Raw genomic sequence first — 12477 nt, 5'->3', positions numbered from 1 at the left:
CAGTGCGGTGCGGCCCGGGCTTTCCATGGGAAGCTCAGACCGACAGTCTGCAGGTCGGTTCACCCATCCGATGACAAAGACGTGGGTGAGCGAAAGTGAAGGATACGGCGATTAACGGTGGGTTAAAAACACTGCACTACTTGTAGAGAAACCGAGCCGAGCGTGGCCCGGCCCGGTCTCTGACCCGCTACTCCAAGGCCGCAGCCGGTCCGAAGAACTCGAAGTGGCTCTGCGTTGGCGGCACGCCCAAATGGTTCAAGGACCGCCGGATCGCCGCCATGAAGCCCTTGGGTCCGAGGAAGTAGACGTCCATGTCGCGCTCACGGGGCAACCACTCGGCCAGCAAGTCCTCACTCAGCAGACCCACGGCATCGACGGACCGACTGCCGTCGTGCTCGTCGTAGCAGTAGAAGCGCTGCAGTTGCGGGTGGCGCTCGGCCAACTCATCGACCCATTCGCGAAATGCATGCACCGCGCCATTGCGCGCGCAGTGGATGAAGCGTATCGGACGCTGGGTCTGCAGCGCTGCTTCGAGCATGGCCAGAGTCGGGGTGATCCCTACCCCACCGCTGATCAGCACCAAGGGCTTGTCGCTGGCCTGCAAAGTAAAATCGCCCGCAGGCGGAAACAGTGTGACGGTAGTGTCGACTTGCAGATGATCGTGCAGGTAATTGGAGACCACACCCCCGTCCTCGCGTTTGACGCTGATGCGGTACTGCCGGCCATCGCTGAGCGACGACAGCGAATAGTTGCGGCGCTGCTCGCGGCCCTCGATGAACAACTGCACACCGATGTACTGCCCAGGCTCAGCCTTGAGCACCGCCGCGCCATCGACCGGCTCGAAGTAGAACGAGACGATTTCCGCGCTCTCTTGCTCGCGGCGCACCAGACGGAACGCCCGCCCGCCCCGCCAGCCGCCCTCGGCTTGCTCCTTGGCCTGGTACAACTGCTCTTCGGCGCCGATGAGAATCTCGGCCAATTGCCCGTAAGCCGCCGCCCAGGCTTCGATCACCGCCGGCGTGGCGATCTCGCTGCCCAGCACCTCTTCGATGGCACGCAGCAGGCAGCGGCCGACGATGGGGTAGTGCTCGGGCAGAATCTGCAGGGCCACGTGCTTGTTGATGATCTGTCCTACTAGACCGCCCAGGGCGTCGAGCCGGTCGATGTGCTTGGCGTACATCAGCACGCCGTTGGCCAGCGCGCGCGGTTGGTCGCCGCTGGCCTGGTGCGCCTGGTTGAACAGCGGACGCACTTCGGGGTACTCGCTGAGCATCATCTTGTAGAAGTGGGTGGTCAGTGCCTCGCCCCCGCTTTCGAGCAGGGGGACGGTGGCCTTGATGATTGCACGGTGTTCGGCATTGAGCATTGCTGCGACTCCTGAGCCTTGGGCTTCGAATGATTACACCGGTCGTTTCACCAATCGTGCCAACTGGCAGGCCCTGCGAAATCAAGCCCTGGAGCGGATTAATGTCATATTGACCAGTGTCCGCGTATAGTCAGGATGACCAACAGGAGTCCAAATGACTGCAAAACCCCTGCTCACCGCCCTCCTCCCTTTGGTCAGCGATCTGTCGCGCGACCTGCCCGATCAAGAGCGCTATCGGCGCCTGCTACAAGCCCTGCGCACGCTGCTGCCCTGCGATGCCGCCGCGCTGCTGCGTCTGAAGGGCGACTGGCTGGTGCCACTGGCGATCGACGGGCTGGCCACCGATACCCTCGGCCGGCGCTTCAAGGTCAGTGATCATCCGCGTTTCCAGGTGCTGCTCAGCCGCCCGCAACCGACCCGCTTCGCCAGCGACTCCCCATTGCCCGATCCGTACGACGGCCTGGTCGAAGCCACCGATGTCGATCTACAAGTGCACGACTGCATGGGCTGTCCTTTGATGATCGAAGAGCGCCCGTGGGGACTGCTGACCCTCGATGCGTTGACCCCCGGGCAGTTCCAGAGCCTGGAACTCGACGCGCTGGAAGCCTTCGCCAGCCTTGCCGCAGCCACCGTCACCGTGGCCGAACGCATCGACCAGTTGGCGCTGCGCGTGCAGGACGAGCAACGTCGGGCCGACCTTTTCCGCCAGGCCACTGACCGCAGCCAGGAGTTGATCGGCCAGAGTCCGGCGCACAAGCGCCTGCTCGAGGAGTTGCGTCTGGTCGCCGGCAGCGATCTCACCGTCTTGATCACGGGCGAAACCGGGGTGGGCAAGGAGTTGGTCGCCCAAGCCCTGCACCAGGCCAGCCACCGCGCCGACAAACCGATGATCAGCCTCAACTGTGCCGCCCTGCCCGACACTCTGGTGGAAAGCGAGCTGTTCGGGCATGTGCGTGGTGCGTTCACCGGTGCCCACGGCGAACGGCGCGGCAAGTTCGAGCTGGCCGATGGCGGCACGCTGTTTCTCGATGAAGTGGGTGAATTGCCGTTGGCCGTACAGGCCAAACTGCTGCGCGTGTTGCAGAGTGGGCAACTGCAGCGATTGGGTTCGGACCGGGAACACCGGGTGGATGTGCGGCTGATCGCCGCCACCAACCGCGACCTGGCCGCCAGCGTGCGCGCGGGTCAATTCCGTGCCGATCTTTATCACCGTTTGAGCGTCTATCCGCTGCCGGTGCCTGCGCTGCGCGAGCGGGGCCGCGACGTGTTGTTGCTCGCGGGTTTTTTTCTCGAGCAGAATCGATCGCGCCTGGGGCTCGACAGCCTGCGCTTGACCAAGGCGGCCGAAGCGGCGTTGCTGGCCTACGACTGGCCGGGGAACGTGCGTGAGCTCGAGCACCTCATCGGTCGTTGCGCACTCAAAGCGCTGGGGCGTGGCAGGCCCGCCTCGCGACTGCTGGCGCTGGACGCCATCGATCTGGAACTGACCCCCATCACCCGGCACGAACCCGAAGCGGATAGGCCGTCGCTGCACTACCCGGCAGTATACGAGGGCGGTTTGCGGGAGGCACTGGATGGGTATCAACGCCACGTGATCAAGCAATGCCTGCAACGTCACGGCCACAACTGGGCAGCCGCAGCGCGGGAGCTGGGAATCGACCGCGCCAACCTCGGGCGGTTGGCGCGTCGATTGGGGATTCATGGACAGCAACAAGTGCCAGGCGCCCGGCCTTGAGCAAGGCCCGACCTGAAATCAGGTCGGGCAATCGCCAACGCTTGGTGTCAGCCGGCACTCTCGCTCAAACTGACGGGAATACCGACCACTGTCGACAACTCCCCGCCGTTGACGCGATAACCGAAGTACGCACGTTTGTTGTTGACCTTCAACAAATCGATCCGCCTGAACGACACGACGAGTACATTCGATGGATCGTCGACCGTATAGGTCGGACTTACAAAGTCTCCTGAACTTCGACTTTCGCCTACCCACAACTCGACAACATCGCCCTGTTCGCTGCCGAAGAACGGATCAACTTCCGCTGACAGCTCATCATTCTCCAGCGTTTGATCATTGATTTCATGACGCTGATCGTCGGTAAAAGCAATCGGCGGCAGGGATAATTTCTTTGCGTCTGCTTTCATGTTCAAATCCTCAAGAAAAGTTTCTGCTGCATTGATAGGTGCAGGCGCGATCAAGTCGATGGCACGTCACAACTACCGCCGCCCCGGTTCAATGCAAAATACACATAGCCTCGATCTTGAGGAGAACTCGCGCCGGCATCATTAGACAGCGAATATTCAGCGAACCCCCCATTACGGCATATGTAATAGGTTTTGCTATAAGGCAGCAGCACATCTACATAGCCCCGATCAATATCCGCTTGGACCAAGGCCTGCTCACCCGTGATTCGAGAATCCTCGATGGGATCGACTTGGCCCGTTGGTGGAGTATATTGACCCAGCGGCACCCGCACGCCATGGAAGTCGTAGCTCACGCGTGGGTTTCTGGACAGTTCGATGTTCTTCACACCACTCAGAGGGATACGGAAACGGGTACCCGCCATGCCAACCGCTCTGATGATGATGTTGCGTGCGTTCGCATCCGGGAAAGTAGCGGGCGCAAGAGGGTCTTCACCACCTGGAACTTGCGATCCAGCCGACACCTTCACCAACTGGGTCGGTGACGAAACGTGGACAGGGATGGGCGCAGGATTGGCACCCAGCAGACGGGTAACCGTGAAGTACACATCGTATTCACCTGTGCCCGTCGCCTTGATCACCGGATCGAATGGGATGGGGTAGCGGATGTCCGCAGAGCCGTTGGCCGCATTGACGTGAATCGGCTGCAAGCCCGGATCACCCTGGCCATGCCAATACAGTTGGATGATATCGCCCTCCACCCAGATTGGGTTGCCATCCTTGCCCAGCCTGGGGATCAACGCCTCGGCATCTTTGCCGAAATCGCGCGCTTCAATGGTGTTGTCCGGGCTGGTACCGCATTTGACGACCGGCGGTTGAATGTTGCCGTGCACTGGATTTTCGGGGTCTGGATCAGGATCAGGACCGCCGGGGGTTCTGAGGTTGACCTGGACTTGGGTGATAGGGGCATTGACAGGGGCACGGTTACCGCGTCGCAACGTGTAGGTGACGTCCACTGGCCCGTTACCTTGCGCCAGCGCACTGGCGAAGGGGACAGGAAGGGTGACCAGTATCGGCGCATTGCCGACGTCTTGAACGGTCAGCCTGTAGGGAGGCATCGTCTGCCCCCCCCAGGTCACAACAATCTCGTCGCCCACGGATGCACCAGGATAGGCGGGAATCTGGACATCCACCTCGGGATAGGCATCGTTGTAGGTGATCAGTCCATCATCGGCTTCAGGGATCAGTGGAGCCTGGAGCGCTGGCAATTGGATGAACACGTCAATGGCCACCGGCGACGAAGGCGCGCTGACATTGCCTGCCCAGTCGGTCACCCGGTAAGCGAAGAAGCGACGCCCATCACCCATCGACTCCAGCTCAGCGCGCGTGATGAAGCCGGCAGTAGAAAGCGACGGGTTGGTGACATCGAAGGACTGAGGTAACCAGGTGCCCGAGCCGATGTCCTCGCGCGAGCCGATCCAAAACTCGATCTTGTCTTCGGCCTCACCCTGATAATACGGATTGATCAGCACTGGCAGCGCGTCATTGATCAGATCGGCATCGGTAATGCCGTCCAACTGTTCGTCCGTGAAAGCGATCGGTGGCGGTCTGACACCGGCAGGCGCAAGTTGGTCGAAACGCGTGCGCAACGGGTACCCCGCGGCTTCACCGTCTTCGGAGTCAGGATCGTAAATACCATAATCGAGGGCGATGACTACATCGGTGCCCTTGGCGGGAAACTCATCCATGCGAAACAACATTGTGAATTCTGTAAGAGCAGGGTCGTCCAGTTCGGCCTGGGTGATGACCTTCTCATCGCCGAAAAACACGCCGTCCCGGATGAGTTTAATCGTGTCGAAGGGGCGCAAGTCGGGGCTCTTGGGAACTTTAATTTCGAGATCACGCTGCAGTTCAGCGACCGGCACGATGGTGCGTGTCGGATCTCGAGCAGGAATACGCATCTGCGGCAACTGAAGAATGGAATTTTGCACCAGGCCTGCACTGTTTCTTTGTTGACTAGCGTTCATTGAACAGTCCTCGGGATCGTGGAAGTGGAAGACGAACCTGACCAGAAACTTTCAAGCTCCTTTTATTCACGCTTACCCTCGGCAGCCACGGCTCGACGAGAGCGTCGTTGTCTTGATGCCCATCCGCAGCATCAAGTTAGAGCAGCCCCGTCGCGCCTGTAACCTAGCATTTTTATCAGGTGCGCTATTTCAATGCCGCTCTATAGTCAGGCGTGCAACAAAATCCGTGTTGGAAGAACTCTATGAAATCAACAGGAGTCGCGCTGATGTCCGGATGCCGTTTTACATTCATTCTAATGAAGCGTTCACCCACACTCGTGGCGCTGTGCGCGCTTACCCCTTTCGCATTGGCGGCCAATCTGGGTCCCGGAGACAGCGCTACCGTCAACCCAGGCACCGCTCCTGAGACCTGGACGCTCGAGTCGGCCAGCCTCAGCGTGCTCGCAGGCGCAGAAACGTTGGGGATCAACGCCAGAGCCGGGTCCACAGTGTCGTTGGACGGTGTGTCGGTCAACTCAGGCGCCCAGCCAGGCGTATCCATGATCGGCTCGAACGCCACGATCCGTAACTCGACCATATCCTCGACTTCCGCGACCGGTCTGCAGGCTGTTCGCGCCTTGCAGGCAGGCGCATCAGGCTCCCTCGTCGAGGTGTCGAACAGCACGATTTCAGGGATCGGACGCGGCGTCACCGTGTCCTCGGGCAGCACGGTGACGCTCACCGACTCGACCATCACCGGCCTGGGTGCACAAGGCACGTCGATTGCCGGTAGTGGCCTTGGGGTATCGATCACTGGCGGCGAAGCGATCCTGCGCGGCAGTAATGCCACGGGCAGCCGCTGGGGGGCGGGTCTGTTCGCGCTCAACAGCGATGAAGCCGCACCGCGTCTGGTCCTGGACAACGCCGGCCTGACCTCCCAGGAGGGCAGCGCTATCGTGGTCGGCAACTTGCGCGGCGAGGCCATGCAGGCCGACATCGTCATCGCCAACGGATCACAACTCAACGCTGCGAATCAGACCTTGATCGAAGTCGGCTTGCCGTCCGATCCGGCCGGAGCCATCGCCCAGGCGCGGGTTTTGATCGATGCCAGCAGCCTCACCGGCAACATCAACGCAGCGACTGGTGCCGTGGCCGACGTGACCCTGGCAAACGCGGCAGCCCTGACGGGAGACCTCAACAACCTCAACAGCCTGGCCCTGGACGCCAGTACAGTGGTGGGCAATCTCAATCAACCGCTGGGGTCCAGCGCGACCGCCACGCTGAGCAACGGTTCGCGATTCACCGGCAACTTCAACAATGTCGGCACGCTCACGGCAGACGCCAGCGCCATTGAGGGCAATGTACTGTCCGCCGCTGGCAGCAGCACCCGCGTGGCGCTGGGCAATGCCTCGTCCCTGGACGGCAATGTAACCAACGCCGCCAGCCTGTCCCTGGACAACAGCCGCATGACCGGCGACATGACCCAGGACGTGCCGGGCAGCGGCGCGCTGAACCTGGCCAACGGTGCCGAATTCAACGGCACTGCACGCAATGTCGGCAGCACCACCCTGACCACGGGCTCACGCCTGACCGGCGATGTGGTCGATGGCGGCACGCTGTCGCTCGATGCCAGCAGCCTGCAAGGCAATGTGCTCTCGGCTGCTGGCAGCGGCACCCGCGTGGCGCTGGGCAATGCCTCGTCCCTGGACGGCAATGTAACCAACGCCGCCAGCCTGTCCCTGGACAACAGCCGCATGACCGGCGACATGACCCAGGACGTGCCGGGCAGCGGCGCGCTGAACCTGGCCAACAGTGCCGAATTCAATGGCACTGCACGCAATGTCGGCAGCACCACCCTGACCACGGGCTCACGCCTGACCGGCGATGTGGTCGATGGCGGCACGCTGTCGCTCGATGCCAGCAGCCTGCAAGGCAATGTGCTCTCGGGCACCGGCAGCACCACGGCGATCCGCCTGAACAACGCCTCGACCCTGGACGGTAACGTGAACAACGTCGCCAGCCTGTCCCTGGACAACAGCCGCATGACCGGCGACATGACCCAGGACGTACCAGGTAGCGGCGCGCTGAGCCTGAGCAACGGTTCACTGTTCACTGGAACCGTGCGCAACGTCGGCGCCACCGCCATCGCCAGCAACGCTCGCCTGAACATGATCAACGACTCGAGCGTCGGCGCCCTCAGCCTCGACGGCGGTACGGTCGACCTGCGGGCCGGTCAGGCCGGGTTCCGCACCTTGACCGCGACCAGCCTCCAAGGTGCGGGCACGTTCGTGCTGGGCACCGATCTGGCCGCCCATCAGAGCGATCTGGTGAACATCGAAGGCCAGGCGCAGGGCCAGCATGGCCTTCTCATCCAGAACACCGGCGCAGAACCGCTGTCGGGGGATCAGCCACAGCGGGTCGTGCACACCGAAGGCGGCCCCGCGCAGTTCAGCCTGATCAGCGAAACCGGCACGGTGGATGTGGGCGCTTACTCCTACTTGCTGCAACAACGCGATACGGACTGGTACCTGGCCCAAGCCGAGATCCCGATCATCTCGCCCAGTGCGACCACCGCCATCGCCGTGTTCAGCGCCGCACCCAGCGTGTGGTACGGCGAGTTGACCACTCTACGCAGCCGCATGGGCGAACTGCGTGACGGCGGCGCCGGCCAGGGCGGGGTGTGGGCGCGCACCTACGCCAATCGCTATCGGGTTTCGACCGCTGACCAAGTCGACTACCAACAGACCCAACAAGGTATCTCCTTCGGTATCGACACCGCATTACCCGCCGAAAGCGGACAGTGGCTGGTCGGGGTCATGGGCGGCTACAGCGACTCGGAGCTGAACATGCGCCTGGGCAGCAATGGCCGCGTCGACAGCTACTACCTGGGCCTGTACAGCACCTGGCTGACCGACAGCGGCTATTACCTCGATGCCGTGATCAAGGCCAACCGCTTCGACAACAAAGCCGATGTGCGCATGAGCGACGGGAACAAGGCCAAAGGTGATTATTCCAACTATGGCGTGGGCGGCCAGGTCGAGGCCGGCCGACACATCAAGCTGGATGACGGTTGGTTCATAGAGCCTTACGCGCAAGTCGCCGCTTTGTGGGTGGAGGGCGAGAACTATCGACTGGACAACGATCTTCGAGCCAGCAGTAACAAGGCGGACTCCTTGCTCGGCAAGGTCGGTACACACCTTGGCCGGACCATCCCCCTGCAATCGGGTGGCTTCGTGCAGCCCTACGTGAAAGTCGCCGCCGCCCGCGAATTCGCGCGCAACAATGAAGTCAAGGTGAACGACAACACCTTCCATGACGACCTCTCCGGCGCCCGCGCCGAGTTCGGCGGGGGCGTGGTCGCCAAGATCAGCGGCACGTTGCAGGCCCATGTCGATGTCGACTACAGCACTGGCAAGCATATCGAACAGCCTTGGGGCGTGAACGTCGGCGTACGTTTTAGCTGGTAATTTGAAAGCCAATGCGGCAGCAGGTGTAGGTTTTTTCCTGCTGCCCTTGGGAATCCTCCTACATCATCAGGAAGGCTTTCAGGATTGAATCTCGCCGTCATTTTTTTACGGTCGAATCCAATCATGAAATCTACCTTACTCGCCCAGCACCTGGTGGCGCTGGGCTTTATCGCTGTGCCGATAGCGGTCGACGCCGCGACGATCGTCGTGCCCGAGGGACGCACGCTCGCCGTGGAACCGTCATCGCCGCTCAACGACTACAACCTCAAAGCCGGCGCAACGCTCAATGTCAGGCCCGGAGCGGCCACCCAGCACATACTGGCCAACGGCGCCAAGGTGAACATCAACAACGCCGAGGTCAGCGCCCAGGGCAAGAACGGCATCGCGCTCTACAACAGTCACGCGGTCATCGATAGCAGCCGGATCGTAGCCACGCTCGACCCGGCCCGGCCTGATGAACAGGCTTTCGGCATTCGTCTGTCCGGTTTCCAGGAAGCATCCAGCGCCTTCATCTCCAACAGTTTCGTCTCCGGGATCGCCCGGGGCATCAACGCCGCCAACAGCGCACTGGTGGACCTGACCAACACCGAGGTTCATGGCGTGGCGGGTACGCCGGGCGTCGATCGGCTGCCGGGTGGTGTCGGTGTGGTCGTAGCTGGCGCCAGTGTCCGGATTCGTGAGAACAGCCGGATAATCGGCGACAACAACGGTGTCGTGACCTTCGGCGGCGCGCGAGGCCCTGGGGATCACAACGCTCACCTGCTGATCGACAACTCCACCGTCGAGGGGCGCGAGGGCAGCGCCATCAGGGTTTACACCCCTCCGCTTGTGGACACGCAGGTCAACATTCATGTCGCCAATGGATCGCGCCTGGTGGGCGGCAACGGCATCATTCTGGAAGTCCAGGACGATGCCAAGGTCGACTTCTCGGTGAGCGACAGCCGCCTGACTGGCGACATCGTGGCCAGCGAAGACGCCACGGTCGACTTGACCCTGGCGGACAACGCCAGCCTGACCGGCACCATCAGCAACGCCAGCTCGCTGAACATCGACGGCTCTTCGCTGTGGACCCTCACCGGCGACTCGAATCTGGACCGCCTGAATCTCGATCAGGGCACGGTGAGCCTGCGCGGTGAACCGGCCAACGCAGGCTTCACCCGCTTGCAACTGGGCGAACTGTCCGGCAGTGGCACCTTCATGCTCGGCGCCGACCTGACCACCGGACAGGGCGACTTCGTCGACGTCAGCGGCAAGGCCAGCGGCGATCACCGCCTGTTGGTGGAGAACACCGGTACCGATCCCAATGCGGCGGTATCCGCTCATCACGTGGTGCACACCGGCGAAGGCAGCAGTTCACGCTTCGACCTGGTCGGCGGGCAGGTCGACTTCGGCACCTATGCCTACGACCTCGAGCAGCGCGGCGACGACTGGTTCCTGGTGCGCAAAAGCAACACCACGACCCCCGGCACCCGCTCGGTGACGGGCCTGTTCAGCGCGGCGCCAACCGTCTGGTACGGCGAGTCCTCCACCCTGCGTACCCGCATGGGCGAGTTGCGCAACGGTCAGGACCAGGGCGGCGGCTGGCTGCGCAGCTACGGCAACAAGCACAAAGTCAGCGCCGGCGCCGGTGCCGCCTACGATCAGACCCAGCAAGGCATCGCCTTCGGTGCCGACATGCCGATCGCCAGCAGCGATGGCCAGTGGCTGATCGGCCTGATGGGCGGCTACAGCCGCTCGAACCTGGACCTGTCCGGCGGGACCTCGGGCAAGGTCGACAGCTTCCACGTGGGTGCCTACAGCACCTGGCTGGCCGATGACGGCCTGTACATCGATGCGTTGATCAAGGCCAACCGCTTCCAGAACAGCTCTGACGTGCGCATGAGCGATGGCCGCAAAGCCAAGGGCGACTACAGCAACAACGGGGTCGGTGCCACGGTTGAGGTGGGCAAGCACTTCAAGCTCAAGGACGGCTGGTTCGTCGAACCGTACACCCAACTTTCGACGCTGTGGATCGATGGCGCCGACTACACCCTGGACAACGGCATGCGCGCCAATGCCAACAGCGCCAGTTCAGTACTGGGCAAGGTCGGCAGTCATGTCGGGCGCAACTTCCCGCTCAAAGACGGTGGCTTCGTACAGCCTTACGTGAAGGTCGCCGCTGCCCATGAATTCGCCCGCGACAACCAGGTGCGGGTCAACGGCAACAAGTTTGCCAATGACCTCTCCGGCAGCCGCATCGAACTGGGCACCGGGATCTCGGCACAAGTGTCAGACACGCTGCAGGTTCAGGCCGGCTTCGACTACATGAAGGGCAAGCACATCGAGCAGCCCTGGGGCGTGAGTGTCGGCGTGCGCTACAACTGGTGACGCGCCAGTCCGAGGAGTGCGGGTTCACCCGCGCTCCCGATCCTCGGGCGCGGGCAACGCCACTTCGATACTGATTCATCGCGGGCCACCGCCTGGTCTTCAAGGCCGCGGCCCGCATTTATTTTTCGCCCCCTCAAGCCTGGCCGCGCCAGGCCGATAAGCTGGGTATCCTCCCGTTTCGATACTCCCGAAGGTTGCCCATGGCCACGCCCAATGCCCGCGCGGACGCATTGTCCCTGCTGCTGTTCACCCTGCGAAGCGGCAAGCTGATGGCGATCAATCTGCTCAAAGTGAGCGAAATCATCCCCTGCCCGTCGCTGACCAAGCTTCCCGAATCCCACCCCCACGTCAAAGGCGTGGCCACCCTGCGCGGGCAGTCGCTGTCGGTGATCGACCTGTCCCGGGCGATCGGCGAGCAACCGCTGGCCGACCCGGACGGCGGCTGCCTGATCGTCACCGACATCAGCCGCTCGCGCCAGGGGCTGCACGTCCAGGCGGTAAGCCGCATCGTGCATTGCCTGAGCACCGACATCAAACCGCCACCTTATGGTTCCGGCAACCGTTCCTACATCACCGGCGTCACCCGCGTGGACAACGCGCTGGTGCAGGTGCTCGATATCGAAAAGGTCATCCACGGCATCGCGCCACCGCCGCCCGAAGCCCCTTCCGGCCAGCTCGCCGAGGAAGATGCCAGCCTGCTCGCGGCGGCCAACATCCTGGTGGTGGACGACAGCCAGGTGGCCCTGCAACAGTCCGTGCACACCCTGCGCCACCTCGGGCTGGAATGCCACACCGCACGCAGCGCCAAGGACGCGATCAACGTGCTGCTGGAACAGCAGGGCACCGGGCAGGAAATCAACATCGTGGTGTCCGACATCGAGATGTCGGAAATGGATGGCTACGCCTTCACCCGGACGCTACGCGAGACACCCGACTTCCAGCACCTCTATGTCCTGCTGCACACCTCGCTGGACAGCGCGATGAGCGCCGAAAAGGCCAAGCTCGCCGGTGCCAACGCAATCCTCACCAAGTTTTCCTCGCCCGAGCTGACCGACTGCCTGGTGGTGGCGGCGCGCGCGGTGCATGCGGAAAAACGCTGATACAGTTGGCGGCCTAGTGCCTTCACTTGATG

Annotated in this window: 7 protein-coding genes; 4 read left to right on the top strand and 3 right to left on the bottom strand. The window is 62.4% G+C overall.

Annotated features, from left to right (window positions below):
* Window positions 1-187: 187 nt before the first annotated feature.
* Window positions 188-1366, bottom strand: a complete 1179-nt coding sequence (gene hmpA, locus Q6A47_RS15530; RefSeq protein ID WP_304484731.1) for an NO-inducible flavohemoprotein — start codon at window positions 1364-1366, stop codon at window positions 188-190.
* Window positions 1367-1520: 154 nt separating this feature from the next.
* Between hmpA and norR the strand changes: the two genes are divergently transcribed.
* Window positions 1521-3101, top strand: coding sequence for a nitric oxide reductase transcriptional regulator NorR (gene norR, locus Q6A47_RS15525; RefSeq protein ID WP_304484730.1), 1581 nt, complete (start codon window positions 1521-1523; stop codon window positions 3099-3101).
* A gap of 47 nt (window positions 3102-3148) precedes the next feature.
* On the opposite strand, the gene Q6A47_RS15520 is transcribed toward norR, so the two are convergent.
* Both Q6A47_RS15520 and Q6A47_RS15515 read right to left on the bottom strand, forming a co-directional pair.
* Window positions 3149-3508 carry a hypothetical protein gene (locus Q6A47_RS15520; RefSeq protein ID WP_029613090.1) on the bottom strand — a complete coding sequence of 120 codons (360 nt, stop codon included), beginning with the start codon at window positions 3506-3508 and terminating at the stop codon, window positions 3149-3151.
* A 50-nt stretch (window positions 3509-3558) separates the two neighbouring features.
* Window positions 3559-5532, bottom strand: coding sequence for a hypothetical protein (locus tag Q6A47_RS15515; RefSeq protein WP_304484729.1), 1974 nt, complete (start codon window positions 5530-5532; stop codon window positions 3559-3561).
* Window positions 5533-5774: 242 nt separating this feature from the next.
* On the opposite strand from Q6A47_RS15515, the gene Q6A47_RS15510 reads away from it, so the two are divergent.
* From Q6A47_RS15510 to Q6A47_RS15500, 3 genes are all read left to right on the top strand, one after another.
* Entirely contained in the window at window positions 5775-8978 is a 3204-nt protein-coding gene (locus Q6A47_RS15510; RefSeq protein WP_369811516.1) for an autotransporter outer membrane beta-barrel domain-containing protein, read from the top strand.
* Window positions 8979-9101: 123 nt separating this feature from the next.
* Window positions 9102-11345 (top strand): autotransporter outer membrane beta-barrel domain-containing protein, encoded by a 2244-nt coding sequence (locus tag Q6A47_RS15505; protein ID WP_304484727.1) that lies wholly within the window; start codon window positions 9102-9104, stop codon window positions 11343-11345.
* Window positions 11346-11545: 200 nt separating this feature from the next.
* Window positions 11546-12445 carry a chemotaxis protein gene (locus tag Q6A47_RS15500; protein WP_039575360.1) on the top strand — a complete coding sequence of 300 codons (900 nt, stop codon included), beginning with the start codon at window positions 11546-11548 and terminating at the stop codon, window positions 12443-12445.
* Window positions 12446-12477: the final 32 nt, after the last annotated feature.

Source organism: Pseudomonas boreofloridensis, assembly GCF_030580795.1.
GTDB lineage: Bacteria > Pseudomonadota > Gammaproteobacteria > Pseudomonadales > Pseudomonadaceae > Aquipseudomonas > Aquipseudomonas boreofloridensis.
This window is presented reverse-complemented; position numbering and strand designations above follow the sequence as displayed.